This window comes from Amycolatopsis kentuckyensis (assembly GCF_002155975.1).
Taxonomy (GTDB): Bacteria; Actinomycetota; Actinomycetes; order Mycobacteriales; family Pseudonocardiaceae; genus Amycolatopsis; species Amycolatopsis kentuckyensis.
Genome location: NZ_MUMI01000496.1, coordinates 1 through 20,384 on the forward strand (window position 1 = coordinate 1; position 20,384 = coordinate 20,384).

General features: G+C 71.2%; 21 protein-coding genes. 13 read left to right on the forward strand and 8 right to left on the reverse strand.

The features are described from left to right. On the reverse strand, nt 1–928 hold a 928-nt coding region (locus tag CCN39_RS38455; protein ID WP_143264311.1), incomplete at its 3' end, for an FAD-dependent monooxygenase. Nucleotides 929–1,001: 73 nt separating this feature from the next. On the opposite strand from CCN39_RS38455, the gene CCN39_RS38460 reads away from it, so the two are divergent. After that, on the forward strand, nt 1,002–1,574 hold the full coding sequence (locus tag CCN39_RS38460) for a TetR/AcrR family transcriptional regulator (RefSeq protein WP_086850752.1): 573 nt from the start codon (nt 1,002–1,004) through the stop codon (nt 1,572–1,574). Here the strand turns inward: CCN39_RS38460 and CCN39_RS38465 are convergent. After that, nucleotides 1,571–2,134 (reverse strand): flavodoxin family protein, encoded by a 564-nt coding sequence (locus tag CCN39_RS38465; RefSeq protein ID WP_086850754.1) that lies wholly within the window; start codon nt 2,132–2,134, stop codon nt 1,571–1,573. The two genes, CCN39_RS38460 and CCN39_RS38465, sit on opposite strands and share 4 nt — an antisense overlap. A 78-nt stretch (nt 2,135–2,212) precedes the next feature. Between CCN39_RS38465 and CCN39_RS38470 the strand changes: the two genes are divergently transcribed. The 4 genes from CCN39_RS38470 to CCN39_RS38485 are packed head-to-tail and all read left to right on the forward strand — an operon-like array spanning nt 2,213 to nt 5,270. Next, nucleotides 2,213–2,629 carry a MarR family winged helix-turn-helix transcriptional regulator gene (locus CCN39_RS38470; protein ID WP_086850756.1) on the forward strand — a complete coding sequence of 139 codons (417 nt, stop codon included), beginning with the start codon at nt 2,213–2,215 and terminating at the stop codon, nt 2,627–2,629. 55 nt (nt 2,630–2,684) lie between these two features. Continuing rightward, the gene (locus CCN39_RS38475; RefSeq protein ID WP_086850758.1) at nt 2,685–3,482 is read left to right on the forward strand and encodes an SRPBCC family protein; all 798 of its coding nucleotides are present in this window, start codon (nt 2,685–2,687) and stop codon (nt 3,480–3,482) included. Between the two features lie 34 nt (nt 3,483–3,516). Then, nucleotides 3,517–4,623: a sensor histidine kinase gene (locus CCN39_RS38480; RefSeq protein ID WP_086850760.1), complete on the forward strand. Its 1,107-nt coding sequence runs from the start codon at nt 3,517–3,519 to the stop codon at nt 4,621–4,623. Then, complete coding sequence (locus CCN39_RS38485; RefSeq protein ID WP_086850762.1) at nt 4,620–5,270, forward strand: response regulator; 651 nt, start codon at nt 4,620–4,622, stop codon at nt 5,268–5,270. Before CCN39_RS38480 ends, CCN39_RS38485 begins: the two co-directional genes overlap by 4 nt. On the opposite strand, the gene CCN39_RS38490 is transcribed toward CCN39_RS38485, so the two are convergent. Further along, nucleotides 5,254–6,048 (reverse strand): GNAT family N-acetyltransferase, encoded by a 795-nt coding sequence (locus CCN39_RS38490; protein WP_086850764.1) that lies wholly within the window; start codon nt 6,046–6,048, stop codon nt 5,254–5,256. The two genes, CCN39_RS38485 and CCN39_RS38490, sit on opposite strands and share 17 nt — an antisense overlap. A 55-nt stretch (nt 6,049–6,103) precedes the next feature. On the opposite strand from CCN39_RS38490, the gene CCN39_RS38495 reads away from it, so the two are divergent. Continuing rightward, nucleotides 6,104–7,741, forward strand: a complete 1,638-nt coding sequence (locus tag CCN39_RS38495; RefSeq protein WP_086850766.1) for an acyl-CoA carboxylase subunit beta — start codon at nt 6,104–6,106, stop codon at nt 7,739–7,741. Further along, on the forward strand, nt 7,738–7,959 hold the full coding sequence (locus tag CCN39_RS38500; protein WP_086850768.1) for an acyl-CoA carboxylase subunit epsilon: 222 nt from the start codon (nt 7,738–7,740) through the stop codon (nt 7,957–7,959). The genes CCN39_RS38495 and CCN39_RS38500 overlap by 4 nt, the downstream gene beginning before the upstream one ends. On the opposite strand, the gene CCN39_RS38505 is transcribed toward CCN39_RS38500, so the two are convergent. Then, nucleotides 7,950–8,408 carry a MarR family winged helix-turn-helix transcriptional regulator gene (locus tag CCN39_RS38505; RefSeq protein WP_086850770.1) on the reverse strand — a complete coding sequence of 153 codons (459 nt, stop codon included), beginning with the start codon at nt 8,406–8,408 and terminating at the stop codon, nt 7,950–7,952. The two genes, CCN39_RS38500 and CCN39_RS38505, sit on opposite strands and share 10 nt — an antisense overlap. A gap of 9 nt (nt 8,409–8,417) precedes the next feature. After that, on the reverse strand, nt 8,418–9,311 hold the full coding sequence (locus tag CCN39_RS38510; protein WP_086850772.1) for an LLM class flavin-dependent oxidoreductase: 894 nt from the start codon (nt 9,309–9,311) through the stop codon (nt 8,418–8,420). Between the two features lie 507 nt (nt 9,312–9,818). Here CCN39_RS38510 and CCN39_RS38515 point away from each other — a divergent pair. From CCN39_RS38515 to CCN39_RS38525, 3 genes are all read left to right on the forward strand, one after another. Next, complete coding sequence (locus CCN39_RS38515) at nt 9,819–11,393, forward strand: TROVE domain-containing protein (RefSeq protein ID WP_086850774.1); 1,575 nt, start codon at nt 9,819–9,821, stop codon at nt 11,391–11,393. Between the two features lie 138 nt (nt 11,394–11,531). Beyond that, nucleotides 11,532–12,158 carry a PadR family transcriptional regulator gene (locus CCN39_RS38520; RefSeq protein ID WP_086850776.1) on the forward strand — a complete coding sequence of 209 codons (627 nt, stop codon included), beginning with the start codon at nt 11,532–11,534 and terminating at the stop codon, nt 12,156–12,158. Further along, nucleotides 12,139–13,746, forward strand: a complete 1,608-nt coding sequence (locus CCN39_RS38525) for a DHA2 family efflux MFS transporter permease subunit (protein ID WP_086850778.1) — start codon at nt 12,139–12,141, stop codon at nt 13,744–13,746. The genes CCN39_RS38520 and CCN39_RS38525 overlap by 20 nt, the downstream gene beginning before the upstream one ends. Before the next feature lie 73 nt (nt 13,747–13,819). Here the strand turns inward: CCN39_RS38525 and CCN39_RS38530 are convergent, their stop codons facing one another. Continuing rightward, nucleotides 13,820–14,842 carry an aldo/keto reductase gene (locus CCN39_RS38530; protein WP_086850780.1) on the reverse strand — a complete coding sequence of 341 codons (1,023 nt, stop codon included), beginning with the start codon at nt 14,840–14,842 and terminating at the stop codon, nt 13,820–13,822. 116 nt (nt 14,843–14,958) lie between these two features. Here CCN39_RS38530 and CCN39_RS38535 point away from each other — a divergent pair, with 116 nt between their 5' ends. Next, nucleotides 14,959–15,528: a TetR/AcrR family transcriptional regulator gene (locus tag CCN39_RS38535; protein WP_086850781.1), complete on the forward strand. Its 570-nt coding sequence runs from the start codon at nt 14,959–14,961 to the stop codon at nt 15,526–15,528. Nucleotides 15,529–15,575: 47 nt separating this feature from the next. Here CCN39_RS38535 and CCN39_RS38540 read toward each other — a convergent pair whose 3' ends face one another. Then, nucleotides 15,576–17,426 (reverse strand): glycoside hydrolase family 3 protein, encoded by a 1,851-nt coding sequence (locus CCN39_RS38540; protein ID WP_086850783.1) that lies wholly within the window; start codon nt 17,424–17,426, stop codon nt 15,576–15,578. A 118-nt stretch (nt 17,427–17,544) separates the two neighbouring features. On the opposite strand from CCN39_RS38540, the gene CCN39_RS38545 reads away from it, so the two are divergent. Together CCN39_RS38545 and CCN39_RS38550 are read left to right on the forward strand one after the other, a co-directional pair. Beyond that, a complete protein-coding gene (locus CCN39_RS38545; protein WP_086850785.1) occupies nt 17,545–18,174 on the forward strand; it encodes a Maf family protein in 630 nt (209 codons plus the stop codon). A gap of 100 nt (nt 18,175–18,274) precedes the next feature. After that, nucleotides 18,275–19,627, forward strand: coding sequence for a dicarboxylate/amino acid:cation symporter (locus tag CCN39_RS38550; protein WP_167455305.1), 1,353 nt, complete (start codon nt 18,275–18,277; stop codon nt 19,625–19,627). A gap of 77 nt (nt 19,628–19,704) precedes the next feature. Here CCN39_RS38550 and CCN39_RS38555 read toward each other — a convergent pair. Beyond that, on the reverse strand, nt 19,705–20,384 hold a 680-nt coding region (locus CCN39_RS38555), incomplete at its 5' end, for a hypothetical protein (RefSeq protein WP_086850789.1).

Genomic DNA, 20,384 nt, shown 5'->3' on the forward strand with positions numbered 1-20,384 from the left:
CCGCGAGCACGTACGCGCCGACGATCGCCAAGCTCGTTCCCATCCCGGAGAGCGGTGCGGCGCAGTACGCGGCGTCGCCGACCAGCGCGACGCGCCCGCGTGCGTACGAGTCCAGCTTGATCTGGCTCGCCGAGTCGAAGTAGAAGTCCGGCGCGTCCCGCATGGCCTCGAGCAGCGCCGGCGTCTCCCAGCCGACGTCGGCGAACGTCTCCTCGACGATCCGGCGCTGTTGCGCGGGGTCGCGGGGGTCGTGGTCCAGCTGGTCCGCGCCGAACCAGAACAGCGCTTTGGCCTCGGTGTTGTCGCGGGCGCTGTAGACGCCGACGGTCCGGTTCGGCTCGTTGTAGAACCGGCCGACGCGGTCGAGGCCGAGGTGGTTCGGCACGGTGAAGATCGAGACGTAGTAGCCGAGGTCGTGGCGGAAGCCGGCCTCGTCGCCGAAGGCCAGCGACCGCACGTTCGAGTGCAGCCCGTCGGCGCCGACGACCAGGTCGAACTCGCGCGGCTCGCCGTGGGCGAAGGTGACCGTGACGCCGTCGCCGTGCTCGGTGATACCGGTGATCGAGTCGCCGAAGACGTACTCGACGCCGTCCTGCGTCGCTTCGTACAGGATGCGCGCGAGGTCGCCGCGGAGGACTTCGAGCTCGCCGCTCTGGTACGTCGCGGGCGTGACCACCAGCGGCCGATTCGCGCTGTCCACATAGGTCACATCGCCCATCCGGGTCGCGGCCGCTTCGACCGCGCCCAGCAGGCCCATGCGCTCGAGGACCCGCAGGGACGCGCCGCGGAAGTCGACCGCGTAGCCGCCGTCGCGCAGCTCCGGAGTGCGTTCGACGACCGTCGGGGTGAAGCCGTGGCGGCGGAGCCAGAAGGCCAGGGCGGGGCCGGCGACGCTCGCGCCGGAGATGAGGACTCGTCTGTTCTGCATGCCGAGCACGGTAACCCCGATTTGGGCGATCGCGCAATGCGTTCGCCTAAGACGTTCGTGCTAGGCTCCGGCCATGGGCAACAAGGAGTCACTGCTGGCCGGCGCGAAGCGCTGCCTGTACGAGAAGGGCTACGCCCGCACGACGGTGCGGGACCTGGCCTCGGCGGCGAACGTGAGCATGGCGGCCATCGGCTACCACTTCGGCTCGCGCGAAGCGCTGCTCAACACCGCACTGATCGAGGCGAACGAGGAGTGGGGCGAAACGCTGGCGAAGACGCTGCAGGTGGAGACGCCGCCGGACGCGTCGCCGGCCGAGCGGTTCGAGCTGATCTGGCAGCGGGTGATCGAGTCGTTCGGCGAGCACCGCCGGATGTGGGCGGCGAGCTTCGAGGCGTGCTCGCAGCCGGACCTCGACGAGAACGTCCGCGCCCAGCTGGCGAACGCGGTCGAACAGGCCCGCCACGGCCTGGCGAACCTCTTCCAGGGCCTCGACGACGGCAGCGCCGAGGCCCGGGCCGCCGGCACGGTGCACCAGGCCCTGCTGTCGGGCGCGATGCTCCAGTGGCTGATCGACCCGGGCCACGCCCCCTCGGGCGCCGACCTGGTGAGCGGCCTGCGCCTGATCGCGAAGGACGTCCTGACCTAGGCGGTGACCAGGTCCGCGCCGGCGAAGAACGTCCGCGCGGCCGCCGTCGCGTCTTCGTCCAGGAGCACGTCACCCGGGCGGCTGCCGTTGCCGAGCAACACCCCGCCCCAGTTCATGCCCAGGTACTCCGCGCACAGTTCCAGCGTGCCGATCAGCGGCTGGGCCTCGCGCGCCGTCTCGCTCAGGACGCTCACGCCCCACAGCGCCTTGCCGCGCATCCGCGGCTTGAACTCCACCGGCAGCCGCATCCAGCCGGACCAGTAGTCGAGGTAGAGCTTCACGCTCGCCGCCACCGAGTACCAGTACACCGGCGACACGATCACGATGTCGGTCGCCGCGAAGGTCGCGTCCATCAGCAGCCGCTCGTTCTCGCCGGGCTCCGGGTGCGAACCGGCGCCGTGGCGGCGGTCCTCGAACGGCGGCAGCGGCACCTCCGGCAGCCGGATCCACCGCTGCTCGACGTCCTTGGGCAGCTCCTTGGCCGCCAGCCGGGCCAGCATTTCGGTGTTGCCCCCGGCCCGCGCGGCGCCCACCAGGAACAGGAAGCTGCGATCGCTCATGTCAGCCCTCTCGATGTACTTGCATGTACATATAAATACTGTCCCTGGACTATCCTGGCGTCAAGAGGAGGCCGGAAGATGACCGTCGACGAGCAGGCCTGGGGCCGCGTTCTCGTGCTGCACGCCCGGATCGAGCAGGAACTCGCCAAAGCCCTGCAGCGGCGGCACGGGCTCGGCCTGTCCGAGTACCGCGCGCTCGGCAAGCTCGTCGCGGGCCCCCGGGGCGGCCTGCGGATGCAGGAGCTCGCCGACGCGATCGGCCTCAACCAGAGCTCGGTCAGCCGGATGTGCGCCCGCCTCGAAGACGCCGGCCTGACCGTCCGCGACCTGTGCGAAGACGACCGGCGCGGTGTCTACTCGGTGATCACCGACGCCGGCCGCAAGCGCTACTCCGAGACCGAGCCGACGTACTGCGCGGTGCTGCGGACCGCGCTCGACAAGGCGGCGGGCGACCCGGAGCTCGCCGCCGCCGTCTCCGCCGTCCGAGGCGCTTGACCCTGCATATTCCTCAGTGGTTATATACCGGCACAGGCAACCCACGGGAGGAAGCGTGTCCGGACGAGCGAAGCTGCAAACCGACGGCGACCGCCCGGTGCTCCGGCTGGAACGCCGTCTGAAGCACGCGCCCGAGAAGGTCTGGCACGCCATCACCGACCCGGCGGAGCTCGAGCACTGGTTCCCCGCGAAGGTCGACGTCGAACTGCGGGCGGGCGGCGCGATCCGGTTCACCTTCCCCGGCGAGGACAGCACGACGACCGGGCGGGTCGTCACCGCCGACCCGCCGCGCGAGTTCACCTTCGTCTGGAACGACGACACCCTGCGCTGGCTGATCACCGCCGACGGCGACGGCAGCCTCCTGGAGTTCACGCACACCTTCGGCCGCGGCGACCCGGCGATCGCCAAGCTGGCCGGGGGCCGCACCGCCGCCGGCTGGGACGTCTGCCTCGACGCGCTCGCCGCGCGCCTGGCCGGGCAGGACTTCGAGCAGCCACAAGGGTGGCACGACCGGATGGCGTCCTATGTGGACGAATTCGGCCTCGGCGACGGCGAAGTCCGCACCGGCGGCACGATCCGGTTCCGCCGCGACCTCGGCTGGAAGCCCCTCGCCGAGCTCCGGCCGCTGCTGCCGGACGAACCCGGCTGGAACCTGGTCCACGACCCGCTCGAAGGCACCCGCGTCGAGTTCACCGAGGCGGCCGGCGACGACGTGCCGGCGCAGCTGGCGCGGCGGCACGAGCAGCTGGACAAGCTGTTCGCGGCCACCCACGGCGTCACCCTGCCGGACTGGCCGGCCGAGCGCACCGAGGCCGTGAAGAAGCATTACGCGGAGCATCCGACCCAAGGTTGACGCGCGGGCGGAAGGTCCGCATTACGGTCGGTTCATGCGCATTCGCGTCGTCCTGGACGTCCTGGCCGTCCTCGTGCTGACCCTGGGGGCCGGCGGCAACCTCGCCGCCGGCGCGTGGGCGCTGCCGCCGTGGCTGCCGGCCTGGCTCGGCTGGACCATCCTGGTGCTGAGCGTCGTGCCGATCGTGGTGCGGCGCTGGTGGCCGCGCCCCGCCTACCTCCTGTCGCTGGTGATGACGGCGGCGGCGGTCCCGATCGGCGGGCCGGTGCTGGCGATCGCCGTCGTGGCGGCGGGCTGTGCGCTGTACACCTTCGTGGTGGCCCGCGGCAGCCGCGCGACCCGGGTCGCCTTCGCGGCCGGGCTGATCGGCGTCGGCGTGGTGGGCATCGCGGTCCCGAACCCGAGCACGGCGACGACGGTCAACTTCGGCGCGTCCGCGCTGATCGTCGGGTTCGCGCTGGGCATCGCCGTCCACGGCCGCCGCGAGCACGCGGCGATCGAGCGCGAAACCCATGCCCAGCAAGCGGTTTCGGCGGAGCGGCTGCGGATCGCCCGGGAGATGCACGACGTCGTCGCGCACAGCATGAGCTTGATCGCGGTGAAGGCGGCGGTCGGCAACCACGTCGCGCTCGAACAACCCGACCAGGCCCGCGACGCGCTGCGCGTCATCGAAGACACCAGCCGCGAAACGCTCGCCGAGCTGCGGCGCATGCTCGGCGTGCTGCGCGACGGAACCGGCGTCCCGGCGCTGGCGCCCGCCCCGTCCCTCGACGACCTGCGGGCGCTCACCGAACGCGCACAGCAGGCCGGCCCCGCCGTCGACCTGGTCATCGACGGCCTCACCGAGCTGCCGAGCGGAGTCGGCCAGTCGGTGTACCGCATCGCCCAGGAGGCACTGACCAATGTGGTCAAGCACGCGGCCGCGACAACGTGCCGCATCCACGTCACGGGTGGCGACGGCGAAGTGACCATCGAGGTCCGCGACGACGGCCGCGGCGGCGAGGCCGTCCCCGGCCACGGATTGATCGGGATGCGCGAGCGCGTCGCGGTGTACGACGGCGAATTCTCCGCGGCGCCCGCCGAAACCGGCTTCCGCGTGTTCGCGCGGCTCCCCTACGAAGAGAAGGTGGCGGCCCGATGACCCGCGTCCTGATCGCCGACGACCAGGCGCTGCTGCGCGGAAGCTTCCGGGTCCTGGTGGACAGCGCACCGGGCCTCGAGGTGGTCGGCGAGGCCTCCGACGGCGCCGAAGCGGTGGCCCTCACCCGAGTCGAGCGGCCGGACGTGGTGCTGATGGACGTCCGCATGCCGGAGATGGACGGCATCGAGGCCACCCGCCGCATCTGCCAGGAGACGGATGTCCGGGTCCTGATGCTGACCACGTTCGACCTGGACGAGTACGTGTATTCGGCGTTGCGAGCGGGAGCGAGCGGCTTCCTCCTGAAGGACACCCGCCCGGCGGACCTCCTGGCGGCGATCGAGGTGGTGGCCTCGGGCGACGCGCTGCTGGCCCCGTCGGTGACGCGCCGCTTGGTGGCGGAGTTCGCCAGGCTGCCCTCAGGCCCGGTGACCCGCCTGGACGGCGTGACGGCCCGCGAGCAGGAGGTGCTGACGCTGATCGCGCGGGGGCTGTCGAACGACGAGATCGCGGCCCGCCTGCACCTGGGCATCGCCACGGTGAAAACCCACATCGGCCGCCTGCTGCACAAGCTGTCGGCGCGCGACCGGGCGCAGCTGGTGATCGCCGCGTACGAGTCCGGCCTGGTCCGGCCTACGCCGCCCGCGTGAACGGCGCGAAGCGGCGGCTGGGATCGCCGGGGAGCGCGCGTCCGCCGAAGACCAGGCGCGGTGCGGGTGCCGTGGGGACCAGTCCCCGCTCCCGGACCCACGCGGTCAGGGCCGGAAACCGGAAGTCCGGATCCACCCGCACCTCGCCCGGCGCCGACCGGGCCACCCCGCGGATCAGCGCCCGCGCCTGCTCCTCGGACTCCGCGACGACCGGGCCGATCACCGTCACGTGGCCGATGTCCGTCCCGAAGGCGAAGCCGCCGTCCACCGCGTGGGCCACGTCCAGCCGGTCCAGCAGCGGCCGCCGGTTCACGCCGTGGGCGGTTTCGTCCAGGCGGACGATCTCCTCGAAGTCCGTCGCCGGCCGCGAGCCCGGCCCGCCGTCGTCGGCGAACGTGCCGACGTGACCCTGGCAGCCACCGTCGACCACGAATCCCATCGACTCGTACAGCGGCAGGCCGAACCGGGACGCGTGGAGCCAGACCACCCGGTTCCCGGCCGCCGAACGGGCGTGCGCGGTGATCGCCCGGCCCAGGCCCCGGCGCTCGTACCGGGCCGCGACCAGCACCATCGAGATCGACGCCACCGGCCCGAACGGCACGAGGACGCCGGAAGCGGCGAGGCCGTCGCCGTCCGGCGCGTCCACGCCGAACACCCGGCCGACGTCGTGCAGCAGCGTCCACTTGCGCGGCTCGCGCGGCCACGACCGGGATTCGGCCAGATCGGAGCAGGCGGGCAGGTCGGCGGCGGCCAGGGCCCGGATCGGCGGGAAGTCCATGGACGTTGCCTACGCCACACGCCAAGTGACCGACAAGTAGTTAAGCTCCCGTGGCATGAGCAGTGCGACGGAGCCGCTCGGGACGCCGCCCGAGGACGAACCGGACATCCACACCACGGCCGGCAAGCTTGCCGACCTGTACCGCCGGTACGACGAGGCGGTCCACGCCGGCTCGGCCCGCGCGGTGGAGAAACAGCACGCCAAGGGCAAGAAGACCGCACGCGAGCGGATCGAGCTGCTGCTCGACGAGAACTCGTTCGTGGAGCTCGACGAGCTGGCCCGGCACCGCTCGACCAACTTCGGCCAGGAGAAGAACCGCCCGTACGGCGACGGCGTGGTGACCGGTTACGGCACTGTCGACGGCCGCCCGGTCTGCGTGTTCAGCCAGGATGTGACCGTCTTCGGCGGCAGCCTCGGCGAGGTCTACGGCGAGAAGATCGTCAAGGTGATGGACCTGGCGATCAAGACCGGCCGCCCGATCATCGGCATCAACGAGGGCGGCGGCGCGCGCATCCAGGAGGGTGTCGTCTCGCTCGGCCTGTACGGCGAGATCTTCAACCGCAACGTCAAGGCGTCCGGCGTCATCCCGCAGATCTCGCTGATCATGGGCGCGAACGCGGGCGGGCACGTCTACTCCCCCGCGCTGACCGACTTCGTCGTGATGGTCGACGAGACGTCGCAGATGTTCATCACCGGCCCGGACGTCGTCAAGACGGTCACCGGCGAGGACGTCACCTTCGAGGAGCTGGGCGGCGGCCGCACCCACAACACGAAGTCCGGCGTCGCGCACTACCTGGGTTCCGACGACGAGGACGCCATCGCCTACGTCAAGGAACTGCTCTCCTACCTGCCGCAGAACAACCTGTCGGACGCGCCGGTGTTCGAGCCGTCGGACGCACCGGCCGGGTTCTTCGAGGACGTGACCGACGCCGACCGCGAGCTCGACACGATCATCCCGGACTCGCCGAACACCCCGTACGACATGCACGAGGTGATCACCCGCGTCGTCGACGACGGCGACTTCCTCGAGGTCCACGAGCTGTTCGCGCCGAACATCATCGTCGGCTTCGGCCGCGTCGACGGCCACAGCGTCGGCGTGGTGGCCAACCAGCCGACGCAGTTCGCCGGCTGCCTCGACATCGACGCGTCCGAGAAGGCCGCGCGGTTCGTGCGCACCTGCGACGCGTTCAACATCCCGGTGCTCACCTTCGTCGACGTGCCGGGCTTCCTCCCGGGCACCGACCAGGAGTGGAACGGCATCATCCGCCGCGGCGCGAAGCTGATCTACGCCTACGCCGAAGCCACGGTCCCGCTGGTCACGGTGATCACGCGCAAGGCCTACGGCGGCGCGTACGACGTCATGGGCTCGAAGCACCTCGGCGCCGACATCAACCTGGCTTGGCCGACCGCGCAGGTCGCGGTGATGGGCGCCCAGGGCGCGGCGAACATCGTCCACCGCAAGACCCTCGCGAAGGCGGCTTCCGAAGGGCAGGACGTCGACGCCCTGCGTGCCGAGCTGATCCAGGAGTACGAGGACACGCTGCTGAACCCGTACGCGGCGGCCGAGCGCGGCTACGTCGACTCGGTGATCGTGCCGGCGCACACCCGCGGGCACGTCGCGCGGGCGCTGTCCCTGCTGCGGAACAAGCGGGAATCGCTGCCGCCCAAGAAGCACGGGAACATCCCGCTGTGAGCGAGGAGAGCCGTCCCCTGCTGAGGGTGGTCCGCGGAAACCCGAGCGACGCCGAACTGGCGGCGCTGACGGCGGTCGTCGCCGCGGCGTCGGTCGCGAAGGCGCCGGAGAAGCCGAAGCCGCGTACGTCGTGGTGGGGCGATCGCGCTGCTTCGCTGCGTCGGCCGCTTCACCCCGGCGAAGGTGCTTGGCGCGCTTCGGGTTTGCCTCAGAGCTGAAGGGCGTCGAGGAAGACCGTCGGGGCTTCGTTCTCCCGCACGATCGTCCCGAGCAGCGTCGCGAGCCGGTCGCGGTCCGGGGTGCTCAGGCCCGCGGCCAGCTCGTCGACCCGGCGGCACGTCGCCGCGTAGAAGTCCTCCGCGAGCTCGCGGCCTTCGCCGGTCAGGAGGACCTGGACGGCCCGGCGGTCGTCCGGGTCGGGCTCGCGGCGGACGAGCCCGCGCTTGACCGCCCGGTCCACCAGGCCGGTGAGGCTCGACTTTTCGAGGCCGAGCGTCGCGCCGAGGTCACCCATGCCGTACGGCCGGCCCATCAGCACGCACAGCAGCTGGCCCTGCTGCACGGTGAGCCCGTACTCGCGGGCGGACTCGGCGTAGACGGCGTTCACCAGGAACGACGCCCGCACGAGTCCGGCCACCACACCGAGGTCCGCCCCGCTCTTCCCCATCCGGCCAGCCTACTTCGCGACGGCCTCGCGCACGGCGGGCACGATCTCCTCGGCCCACCGCGCGGTGGCGGCCGCGTCGGGCGTGCTCCCGCCGGGCCCGAAGAGCACGAACCCGGCGGCGTCGTGCTCCAGCACCGCGCCGGTGAGCTCCTCGATCCACTGGGCGGGCGAGCCGCCGATCCAGCGTCCGTCGTCGGCGCGGGTGCTGGCCAGCGGCTCGGCGGTGATGCGCCCGGGGAAGTTGTAGACGGTGGCGATCTCGGCCGGATCGCGCCCGGCGTCCACGGCGGCGTTGTCGATCAGCGGCCGTGACGTGCGGTAGCGCTCGCTGAGCCAGTCGGCGGCGTGCCCGGGCATCCACCCATCGGCCACCCGCCCGGTGACGGCGAGCGACTTCGGCCCGACGGACCCGGTCCACACCGGCGGCATCTTCTCTTTCGCGGGCACCAGCTCGGTGACCTGGTGGAACTCGCCGTCGAAGGTGACCGGGTCACCGCCGCCGCCGAGCATCTTCACGAGCCGGATCCCCTCCTCGAAGGCGCGGACGGCCTGCCCGGGCGTCAGTTTCGTGAACCCGAGCCGCGCGATGTCGTCCCACAGCCCGCCGACCCCCATGCCGAGCACGATCCGGCCCCCGGTCAGCGCGGACAGGCTCGTGACGGTGCGCGCGAGCATCGACGCCGGGCGCGTCGGCAGGTTGGTGACGCTGACCAGGCCGGAGATCCGTTCGGTCCGGCCGAGCAGAACCCCGATTTCGGCGTACGCGTCGAGCCGGTCGGCGTGGTACGGGTGATCGGAGACGGTGACGAGGTCGAGCCCACCGCGATCGGCCTGGACAGCCAGCTCCAGGGTGCCGGGGACGGCGGTGACCGCGGTGGACACGCCGATGCCGAAGTACGTCATGATTCCTCCCAGTTAGTTCGTACTACGAACATAGCACAGGTAGTTCTTAGTACGAACTACATTCGCCGGGCGGGCCGCGCCCGGCGGAGTCGCGACCCGGCGGAAAACCGGTCGAGCCGCCGGCGATCGCTTGCTACCTTGGGTTCCGCCCGGTGCGACGGGGAAGGTTACTTCGGTAATCCTTCGGGTTGGGTTCGATTCCCACACCGGCCACCTCACGGTGGCCGGTCGGCACCTTCTCCAGCCGAGACCTCGGGCACCCAACTTCACACGCACTCCCGGTGCGTCGCCAGCCAGGCGAACCAGATCTCGGGAGCCACGGCCACACCGATGCCCGGTGCGCAGGCGAGGGTTACTTCCGCTTCGAACGGGCAGGTCGGGGGTTCGAATCCCTCCCGGACCACCACACGGTCCGGTAGCTCAGCGGCCTAGAGCAGCTTTGTACCTTCACCGACTTCGATCTCGGGCATCGCTGTGACCGTGGCTCCCTCCACGACAGGGGGAGAAATGAGCAAGTTCAACACCGCACGAGCGCCCGCCGCGACCTCTCCGGTCCGCGGCGAGGCCACGCCGTCCACCGTCACCCACCAGGGTGGCGCCGGCTACGCGCGCGACACCAAGTCCGAACTCTTCCTGCTCGCCGTCAGCAACATGGTCGGCGAGCACACCTTCTACGAGTCCGCCGGCACGCGCGACACGCGGTACGCCGAGCTGGTCCGGAAGTCCACCCTGGACGATCCACAGTGGACCGCGCGGTTCCTGCGCTGGCTGCGCACCGGCGCGCACCTGCGGACGGCGTCGCTCGTCGGGGCGGCCGAGTTCGCCAAGGCGCGGCGGGACGCCGGCCTCGACGGGCTCGGCCGTCAGGTGGTCGCCGATGTGCTGCAGCGGGCCGACGAGCCCGGTGAGCTGCTCGCGTACTGGACTTCCGTGCACGGCCGGGCCGTTCCGAAGCCGGTCAAGCGCGGCGTTGCCGACGCGGCGGCGAAGCTGTACGACGAACGGTCCTTCGTCAAGTGGGACTCCGCCGCGCACGCGTTCCGGTTCGCCGACGTCCTCGAGCTGACCCACCCGGCCGGCGGGGGCGAGCTGTTCAAGCACATCCTGGACGAGCGGCACCACCGCGGCAACGCCATCCCGGACTCCCTCACCACCCTGCGCGCCCGCGCGGAGCTCATGAGCTGGGACGTCGACCGGCGGCGCGAGCTGTTCGGCCGGCCGGAGGCCGCGGACGTGCTCCGCGCCGCGGGCATGACGTGGGAGTCCGTCGCCGGGTGGCTGCAGGGTCCCCTGGACGCGCGCGTCTGGGAGGCGCTGATCCCGTCGATGGGCTACATGGCTCTCCTGCGGAACCTCCGGAACTTCGACGAGGCCGGTGTCTCGGACGCCGTCGCGCAGCGGGTCGCCGAGCGGCTCGCCAGCCCCGTGCAGGTGGCGAAGTCCCGGCAGCTGCCGATGCGGTTCCTGGCGGCCCACCGCGCCGCGCCGTCGCTGCGGTGGGCGTGGGCGCTCGAGCGGGCGATCGCGCACGCACTGGCCAACGTGCCCGTGCTGGGCGGGCGGACGCTCGTCCTCGTCGACACGTCGGCGTCGATGAACGACCGGTTCAGCAAGGACGGCAGCCTCATGCGCTGGGACGCGGCCGCGGTCTTCGGCCTGGCGCTCGCACGGCGCTGCGCGAAGGCCGACGTCGTCTCGTTCTCCGACGGCTACTGGGACCGCAGCCAGGGCACCAAGGTGTTCAAGCTGCGCCGGGGCGGGTCGCTGCTGGGTGACGTCGAGCGTTGGAAGTCCGGCGGGTTCTTCATCGGCGGCGGCACCGACACGGCGGGCGCGGTGAAGAAGCACTTCGCGAACCACGACCGCGTCGTGATCCTCACCGACGAGCAGGCCGCGTACGGCGACGTCGGGCAGGCGCTGCCCGCGCACGTGCCGCTGTACACCTGGAACCTCGCGGGCTACCGGGCCGGCCACGCGCCGTCCGGCAGCGGGCACCGGCACACCTTCGGTGGCCTGACCGACCAGGGTTTCCGGATGATCCCGCTGCTCGAGCGCGGCCGGCGCGCGGACTGGCCGTTCTGAGAGACGCCGTGAAGGCCCCCATGACGAGAGCATGGGGGCCTTCACGCTGTGTGCGAACCGTCACGGGATTGACCGTGGACCGCCGCTAGCCCGCGTCGTATAGTCCACGTGGAATAACCGAACTGGAGGGATCACGTCATGGCCGCGGCCAAGCTGACGCCGCTCGGCATCGCCGTGCTGGAGCTTCTCCACGAGAAGCCCATGCACCCGTACGAGATGACCACGCTGATGCGTGAGCGGTACGTCGACACCCGGGTCAACGTGAAGGCGGGCTCGCTCTACCACACCGTGGAACGCCTGCACCGCAACGGTTTCATCGAGGTCGTCGACACCCAGCGCGACGGCAGGCGGCCCGAACGGACCGTCTACGGCATGACGCAGGCCGGGCTGGACGAGTTCAACCGGCGTGGCCGCGAACTCCTGGGGGACGTGGCCACGGAGTTCCCCGCTTACCTGACCGGGCTCGCCGTGATCGACGAACTGGGGTTCGAGGCGACTCTGAAGGAGCTGGAAACCCGGCTCATGCGACTGCGTGCCGCGGTGGCCTCCGACCGGGCCGTGTTGCAGCGCCTCGCCGAGAACGAGGTGCCGGAGATCTACTGGCTGGACTGGCGCTACCAGTGCGACCACCGGCTGTTCGAGCTCCGGTGGACCGAGCGGCTCCTCGAGGACCTGCGGTCCGGCCGGATCCCGTTCCAGGACGACCAATCACCCAAGCTCACGCTCATCACCAGGGAAGACGACGATGAACGCAAGACAAGCTAACCCGTGGGCCGCGCTGGGCGCGCTGTGCCTCGGCTTCTTCATGATCCTGCTCGACACGACGATCGTGTCGATCGCGATCCCGACCATGCTGCGCGAGCTGGGCGCCGGGCTGAACTCGATCGTCTGGGTGATCAGCGTCTACCTGCTCACCTACGCCGTGCCGATGCTGTTCACCAGCCGGCTCGGTGACCGCTTCGGCCCGAAGCGCGTGTTCCTCGCGGGGCTGATCGTGTTCACCGGCGCGTCGCTGTGGTGCGGCCTGTCCGGCAACGTCGAGATGCTCATCGCCGCGCGGGCCGTGCAGGGGCTCGGCGCCGCGCTGATGACGCCGCAGACGCTCGCGTTCATCACGCACCTGTTCCCGCCGGCCAAGCGCGGCCCGGCGATGGGCATGTGGGGCGGGGTCGCCGGGCTGGCGACGATCGCGGGCCCGCTGCTCGGCGGCGTGCTGGTGGACCACTTCGGCTGGGAGTGGATCTTCTTCGTCAACGTGCCGATCGGCGCGATCGCCGTCGTGCTCACCCTGCTGCTGGTGCCGGACTGGCAGCCGAAGCACGCGCATTCGTTCGACCTGCTGGGGATCGTGCTTTCGAGCGCGGCCCTGCTCTGCATCGTGTTCGGCGTCCAGAACGGGCAGCAGTACGACTGGGGCACGGTCTTCGGCGGCATCACGGTGTTCGAGATCATCGGCGCCGGCGTGGCGCTGATGGTCGCGTTCCTGGTGTGGCAGCGGTTCAACAAGCGGGAGCCGCTGCTGCCGCTGCAGGTGTTCTCGAACCGGAACTTCTCGGCCGGGACGCTCACCGCGGCCACCGTCGGCTTCGCGATGACCGGCATGTTCCTGCCGCTGGTCATCTACATCCAGTCGGTGCTCGGGCTGAGCCCGACCATGGGCGGCCTGCTCACCGCGCCGATGTCGCTGCTGTCCGGGATCATCGCGCCGTTCGTCGGGCGTGCGTCGGACAAGGTGAACGGCAAGTACCTGGTGATGTTCGGCCTGGCGGCGCTCGCGGCCGGGCTCGGCATCATCGCGCTGCAGGCGACGCCGGACAGCAACCCGTGGACGTTCGTCCCGGCACTGCTGGTCTGCGGGCTCGGCATCGGCTGCATCTTCTCGCCGATGAGCAACCTGACGATGGGCTCGGTCGAGCCGCGGCTGGCCGGGACCGCGTCCGGCATCTTCAACACCGCCCGCCAGGTGGGCGGCGTGCTCGGCAGCGCGGCGATCGGCGTGCTGCTGCAGGCGCGGATCAGCGCGTCCATCGCGGACGAGGCCACGAAGGCGGCTTCGCAGCTGCCGGAGCAGTACCGGGCGCCGTTCGCCGAGGGGATCGCGCACGCGGCGGCGAGCACCGGGGAGTTCGGCTCGGCCGGCGGTCCGTCGCCGATGCCGGGGCTGCCCGCGGAGATCGCCACGCAGGCGGGGAAGCTGGCCACCGAGGCGGTCCACAGTGGACTGACCGACGCCGCCCGCGTGACGATGCTGCTGCCGATGGGCGTGCTCCTGCTCGGCGTGGCCGCGGCAGCGGTGATGCAGCGGGTCAAGCCGCGCTGGGAAACCCCGGTGCCCGAAGCGGCCGCGGCCTGAACCCGGCGCAGGCCCCCGCTCCGGTGCCGGGCACCGGAGCGGGGGCTCGGCGAGCCGGTCACGCAGTAGTCGCCTAAGCCGCGGCCCGCTCGGCGAGCGGGCGGCGGCGCAGGCCCGGGTCGTGCACGGCCGGCGGCTGGTAGTTCTGGTCGAGCGCGCCGATGTCGGTGCCGGGCGGCACGATGGCGTCGATGCGGTCGAGGACGTCGTCGGTGAGCCGGACCTCGACGCCGGCCAGCAGGTCGTCGAGCTGGGGCATGGTCCGCGGGCCCAGCAGCGCGCTGGTGACGCCGGGGTGGGCGATGACGAAGGCCATCGCGAGGTGCGTCATCGGCAGGCCCGCTTCGGCGGCCAGCGGAACGAGCTGCTCGACGACGTCGAGCCGGCGTTCGTCGCTGAGGTGCTTGAGCAGGTGGGCCCGGCGCAGGTCGTTCCGCCCGCCCTTGCGGACGCGCCCGGTGAGCAGGCCCTGGCCGAGCGGGCCCCAGATCAGCGTGCCCATGCCGAAGCGCTGGGCCAGCGGCAGCACTTCGCGTTCGACACCGCGGTCGAGGAGGGAGTAGGCCGCCTGCTCGGCGCGGAACCGCGCCAGGCCGCGGTGTTCGGCGACCCACTGGGCCTCGATGATGTCGGACGCGAGGCTCTGGGACGTGCCGATCGCGCGGATCTTGCCGGCGCGGAGCAGGTCGGTCAGCGCGGAAAGCGTTTCCTCGACGTCCGTCGCGGGATCGGTGCGGTGCAGCTGGTAGAGGTCGATGTGGTCGACCTGCAGGCGCCGCAGCGAGTTCTCGACGGCGGTGACGATCCAGCGCCGGGACGCGCCTTGGTGGTGCGGGTCGTCGCCGACCTGGCGGCCGAACTTCGTGGCGAGCACGACGTCGTCGCGGCGGCCCCGCAACGCTTTGCCGACGACCTCTTCGGAGTCGCCGTAGGCGTCCGCGGTGTCGATGAAGTTGATGCCCGCGTCCAGCGCCTTGTGGATCATGCGGGCGGAGTCGTCCGGGTCGGGGTTGCCGAAGGACGTCGCGAACATCATCGCGCCGAGCGCGTACGGGCTGACCTTGATCCCGGTCCGGCCGAGGGTGCGGTGGTGCATGGGATTCTCCCTGCTGAGGTGCCGGTCGGCGCGGGTGCCGTACGCTGGCCGTAAGTGGAAACCTATTCCGGAACTATACGGAAAGGTTTTCCGGTTAGGCAACCGAGAGGGGCGGAGTGACCCAGGAGACCCGACGGCGGCGCGCCGACGCCCAGCGCAACGTCGAGGCCTTGGTCGAGGCGGCGCGGTCGGTGTTCGACACCTCCGGCGTGGACGCCCCGGCCAAGGAGATCACCGACCTCGCCGGAGTCGGCGTGGGCACGCTGTACCGGCACTTCCCGCAGCGCTCGGACCTGGTCAAGGCCGTGGTGCGGACCGGGATCGACGCCGTCGCCGACGCCGGCCCCCAGCTGAGCGCCGCCCACCCGCCGGAGCGGGCGCTTTCGCTCTGGATCGACCGGTTCGTCGACCTCCTCGGGACCAAACGCGGGCTCGCTTCGGCCCTGCACTCGGGCGATCCGGCGTTCGAAGGGCTGCCCGGCTACTTCATGGAGCGGCTGGGTCCCGCGCTCACGGCCCTGCTCGACGCCGCGGCCGCCGACGGCGCGATCCGCGGCGACCTCGGCGCCGAGGACCTCCTGTACGCGATCGCGTTGTTGTGCCAGCCCGCCCCCGGCCGCGAGCCCGAGCACGGCAGGCGCCTGGTCGCCGTCCTCGTCGACGGCCTCCGCTACGGCGCCGGCTGAAGGGCGGCGAGGGCCCGGGTCAGCGCCCGGGCCTCCGCAGCACCCGGCTAGTGGCGACGGCCGTAGGACAGGCCGAACCCGTACGGGAACAGGCCCTGCTTGCCGTCACCGGCGTTGATCGGTTCCTGTGACGAGCTCTTCGGCCAGGTGAAGCTCAGCTTCCCGGTCGGGTTGTAGTCGCCGTAGAGCACGTCCGCGACGCCGGCGCCTTCCGAGCCCGGCAGCCAGGCCGCCAGCAGTCCCCTGGCCGACGGCAGCTGCGCCGCGATGTCCAGCGGCCGCCCGGAGACGGTCACCACGACCAAGGGCACACCCGAAGCCTTCAGCTTGCCGATGAGGGCGACGTCCGCGGCGTCGAGGGCGAGGCCGCCGGGGCGGTCTCCCTGCCCTTCGGCGTACGGCGTTTCGCCCACCACGGCGACCGCGACCTGGTAACTCGAGTCGATTCCGCTACCCGCACGGTCATAGGTCACCACCGTGCCTTTCCCGGCACCGGCCTTGATGCCGTCGAGGATCGTCGTGCCCGGGATCACCCGTTCACCGCTCTGGCCCTGCCAGGTCAGCGTCCAGCCGCCCGCCTGGTTCCCCAGGTCGTTCGCGTTCTTGCCGGCCACGAAGATCTTGTTGTTCGTCTTGGCCAGCGGCAGCACGCCGTCGTTCTTCAGCAGCACCTGCGACTCGCGCGCGGCCTGCCGCGCCAGCTCGTGGTGCGCCGCGCTGCCGAAGCCCTGCTGCAGCGAGCGGTCGGTGTACGGGTGCTCGAACAGGCCCAGCTCGAACTTCTTCGTGAGGATCCGCCGGTTGGCGTCGTCGATGCGGGACATCGGGACGTGGCCGTTCGCCACTTCGGCCTTCAGCGTGCTGACGAACTTCGCGTAGTCGCTGGGGACCATGACCATGTCGATGCCGGCGTTGACGGCCTGCTTGACCTCGGCGGCGGTGAATCCCGGCTGCCCGTCGATCTGGTCGATGCCGTTCCAGTCGGAAACCACGAAGCCGGCGAAGTGCAGCTCGCCCTTGAGCAGATCGGTGATCAGGAACTTGTTGCCGTGGTCCTTGACGCCGTTCCAGCTGTTGAAGCTGATCATCACCGAGCCGACGCCGGCGGCGATCGCGGCCTGGAACGGCGGCAGGTGGACCGCGCGCAGCTCGTCGAGGGTGATCTGGGTGTTGCCCTGGTCGACGCCGCCGGTGGTGCCGCCGTCGCCGATGAAGTGCTTGGCCGTGGCCAGCACGGACGTCGTGGCGCCGAGCGCGCTGCCCTGCAGGCCCTTGACGACCACCGAGTTCGCGACGGCGTTGGCGGGGACTTCACCGAAGGACTCGTACGTGCGGCCCCAGCGGTCGTCGCGGGCGACGCACAGGCAGGGCGCGAAGGCCCACTTGACGCCGGTGGCCGCGGTTTCTTCGGCGGTGACCGCGCCGATCTTCTCGACCAGCTGCGGGTCGTTCGCCGCGCCCAGGCCGATGTTGTGCGGGAAGACCGTGGCGCCGTAGGCGTTGTTGTGGCCGTGCACGGCGTCGGAGCCGTAGATGATCGGGATGCCGAGCCCGGTCGACGTCGCCGCTCGCTGGTAGGCGTCGATCATGTCCGCCCACGCGGCCGGTGTGTTCGGCGCCGGCGTCGAGCCGCCACCGGAGAGGATGGAGCCGAGCCGGGCGGCGGCGGATTGGGCGGGGTTCGCGGAGCCGCGCTCGCCCTGGGTCATCTGCCCGACCTTGTCGTCGAGCGTCATCCGCGCCATCAGGTCCGTGACGCGGTCGGCCACCGAGGCGCGGGGGTCCCGGTACAGCGGCGTCGCGGAGGCGGACGCCATCGGGACGACAGCCGTGCCCGCGAGCAGGAGACCGGCCAGGACAGTGGTTCGCAAAGATCTCGTGGTGCGGAGGAGCGGCATTGTTCTCTCCGTGACGTTCCGTCGATCCATAAGTTGCGAGCCAAAACAAATTAGCTCTCCCATTGAGTCACGCCGGTCACGATTCGGTCACGACCGCCTGGTCAAGTAAGTTTCAGTCGTGCAGTTCGTCCTCGCCTCCCAGTCCCCCGCCCGCCTCGCCCTCCTGCGCTCCGCCGGCCTCGATCCCGCCGTGTTCGTGTCCGGCGTCGACGAGGACGCGGTCGCCGCCTCCCTGACCGACCCGTCGCCGTCCGAACTGGTCCAGGCCCTTGCCGCGGCCAAGGCCGAGGCGGTCATCGACCAGGTCGCCGCGGCCCACCCGGACGCCGTCGTCGTCGCCTGCGATTCGATGCTTTCGATCCACGGGCAGATGGTCGGCAAGCCGGGGTCGCCGGACGTCGCCCGCACCCGCTGGGCCGCGATGGCGGGAACATCCGGTGAACTCCTCACCGGGCACGCGGTCGTCCGGCTCGACGGCGGGACGCGCGCGAAGGAGGCGGCCGGCTGGGAATCGACCACGGTCCGGTTCGGCACGCCGAGCCCGGCGGAGATCGACGCCTACGTCGCCAGCGGCGAGCCGCTCAACGTCGCCGGCGGGTTCACGATCGACGGCCTGGGCGGCTGGTTCGTCGAAGGACTCGACGGCGGCCACACGAGCGTGATCGGGATCAGCCTGCCGCTGACGCGCCGGCTGCTGGCCGAGGTCGGCGTGGGTGTCGTGGATCTCTGGCGGTCTCCCGCATCCTGAGAAAGGGACCACACCTTCGGGTGATCCGGAAGAGTCCTCTCTTGCCTAACGTTCTCTTCACCCGGCAAGACTGGAAACTTTCGAGCACCGGAGTCGCCCCGTGTCTTTCGTACGGACATACACCAAGCCGCGGGTGTTCGCGGCCGCGGTTCTCGGGTCGCTCGTCGTCGGCGCCGCCCTCGGCGTCGTCGCGCGGCAGACCGAGGCCGGCTGGCTGACCGATCTCCTCGACCAGATCGGCACCATCTTCACCACGCTGCTGCAGATCGCGGTGATCCCGCTGGTCTTCACGGCGATCGTGGTCGGCATCAACAGCCTCCGCAAGCTCGGCGGCGGCCGCACCGCGGCCCGCCTCGGCGGCAAGACGGTGCTGTGGTTCGCGATCACGTCGTTCATCGCGTCGCTGATCGGCATCGCGGTCGGCCGGATCTTCGACCCGGGCGCCGGCGGGCTCGGCGGCGTCACGGCGACCGCCAAGAACGCCGACCGCGCCGCGCAGAGCGTCGACCACTGGGGCTCGTGGGACGCCTTCGTCAACGGGCTGCTGCCGGAGAACTTCGTGAAAGCGTTCTCCGACGGCGAGACGCTGCAGGTGCTGTTCCTCGCGCTGGTCATCGGCGCGGCCGCCTACAGCCTCGGTGACAAGGCGAAGCCGTTCGTGGACTTCACGACCAGCGTGTTCGAGATCATCCAGCGGTACCTCGGCTGGATCGTCCGGCTCGCCCCGATCGGCATCGTCGGCCTGATCGGCGCGGCGGTGGCGAACTACGGCGACGCGCTGTTCCGGCCGCTGTTCTCCACCACGCTCGCGGTGTACGTCGGCTGCCTGCTCGTGCTGTTCGTCGTCTACCCGATCCTGCTGCAGTTCGTGGCGAAGGTCAGCCCGCTGAAGTTCTTCGCGAAGGCGGGCACCGCGATCCAGTTCGCGTTCGCCTCGCAGTCCTCGGCCGCCACGCTGCCGCTGACCCGCCAGTCCGCGGTCAACCTCGGCGTCCAGCCGGCCTACGCGGCCTTCGCGACCCCGCTCGGCAGCGCGACCAAAATGGACGGCTGCGCGGCGGTGTTCCCGGCGATCGCGGCGATCTTCGTCGCCAACCTGGCCGGGGTGTCGCTGAACTTCTGGCAGTACGCGGGCATCGTCGTGGTCGCCGTGGTCGGCGCGCTGGCGACCGCCGGGACCACGGGCTGGCTGACCGCGTTCACGCTGACGACGTCGTTCATCGGCCTGGACGCCAAGCAGGTGGCGCTGGGCCTGGCGCTGATCTACTCGGTCAACCCGATCATGGACATGATGCGGACGGCGACGAACGTGGCCGGCCAGATCGTGGTGCCGACGATCGTGGCGCGCAGCGAAGGCCTCCTCGACGACGAGGTCCTCGACGCCCCGACCGACCGGCCCGAGCACAGCGACGACGGCTCGGCGGCCCGCCACACGGAACCCGCCCCCGCCTGACCCGACTCTCGGCTTTCCTTGGGGAAAGTGATCCGGAGTGCAGCGCTCCATCACTTTCCCCCGGAAAGTTGCGGCTGTCACGAGGGGCAGGCGCGGAGGTCGGCGCGGGCGAGGCGGATGTCCGGCCAGCCGCGCAGGTCCGACGGCGACGTCACCCGGCGCGTGCAGCCCACCGACCGGCCCGCCAGGTCGTACACCTCGCCCAGCACCGGAGCCGCCGCGCACTTCGGGGTGCCGGACGCCGAGTCCGGGCAGTCGTGGCGGACCACGATCACGTCGGGACTGGCGTCGGCTGTGACGTCGTAGAGCGACAGCGTCCCGGCGTCCGCGTAGTACGGCTTGCCCGAGTCGCGCCACACTCCCCCGTTGCCGACGAGCAGTTCGCCGTACGCGGCCGTGCCGTCGTCGCCGACGTCGCCGCGGACCAGGCAGGCCGGGGCCGGGCCGTCGATGCAGCGCAGCGAGTTCTGGTCGAGCCGGACGCCCAGCTCGGCGATCGACAGCTCGAACACCGTGCCCGGCTCGGGCCCGACGCGCAGGCGGCCCGAACCGCCCGCAGCGTCGGTCAGCAGCACCACCGGCGTACCCCCGACGGTCACCGCCGCGAGCTGGCGGCACGGACCGCCGCCGCAGGTCACCGCGGGCGGCACCGGGGCGGCGGCGGGTTCGGCCAGTCCGGGGGGCGCCTCGGGCCGCGGCCGCAGCAGGAACACCGCGCCGATCGCGCCGACCGTGACCACCGCGGCCAGCACCGCGG

Excerpts from the sequence above, each read along its gene's own strand:
- CCN39_RS38490 (WP_086850764.1), bottom strand. The coding sequence starts at position 6,048 with ATGGACTTCCCGCCGATCCGGGCCCTGGCCGCCGCCGACCTGCCCGCC.
- CCN39_RS38540 (WP_086850783.1), bottom strand. The coding sequence starts at position 17,426 with ATGCCGCTCCTCCGCACCACGAGATCTTTGCGAACCACTGTCCTGGCC.
- CCN39_RS38485 (WP_086850762.1), top strand. The coding sequence starts at position 4,620 with ATGACCCGCGTCCTGATCGCCGACGACCAGGCGCTGCTGCGCGGAAGC.
- CCN39_RS38505 (WP_086850770.1), bottom strand. The coding sequence starts at position 8,408 with ATGGGGAAGAGCGGGGCGGACCTCGGTGTGGTGGCCGGACTCGTGCGG.
- CCN39_RS38520 (WP_086850776.1), top strand. The coding sequence starts at position 11,532 with ATGGCCGCGGCCAAGCTGACGCCGCTCGGCATCGCCGTGCTGGAGCTT.
- CCN39_RS38495 (WP_086850766.1), top strand. The coding sequence starts at position 6,104 with ATGAGCAGTGCGACGGAGCCGCTCGGGACGCCGCCCGAGGACGAACCG.
- CCN39_RS38515 (WP_086850774.1), top strand. The coding sequence starts at position 9,819 with ATGAGCAAGTTCAACACCGCACGAGCGCCCGCCGCGACCTCTCCGGTC.
- CCN39_RS38525 (WP_086850778.1), top strand. The coding sequence starts at position 12,139 with ATGAACGCAAGACAAGCTAACCCGTGGGCCGCGCTGGGCGCGCTGTGC.
- CCN39_RS38510 (WP_086850772.1), bottom strand. The coding sequence starts at position 9,311 with ATGACGTACTTCGGCATCGGCGTGTCCACCGCGGTCACCGCCGTCCCC.
- CCN39_RS38530 (WP_086850780.1), bottom strand. The coding sequence starts at position 14,842 with ATGCACCACCGCACCCTCGGCCGGACCGGGATCAAGGTCAGCCCGTAC.
- CCN39_RS38460 (WP_086850752.1), top strand. The coding sequence starts at position 1,002 with ATGGGCAACAAGGAGTCACTGCTGGCCGGCGCGAAGCGCTGCCTGTAC.
- CCN39_RS38465 (WP_086850754.1), bottom strand. The coding sequence starts at position 2,134 with ATGAGCGATCGCAGCTTCCTGTTCCTGGTGGGCGCCGCGCGGGCCGGG.
- CCN39_RS38470 (WP_086850756.1), top strand. The coding sequence starts at position 2,213 with ATGACCGTCGACGAGCAGGCCTGGGGCCGCGTTCTCGTGCTGCACGCC.
- CCN39_RS38480 (WP_086850760.1), top strand. The coding sequence starts at position 3,517 with ATGCGCATTCGCGTCGTCCTGGACGTCCTGGCCGTCCTCGTGCTGACC.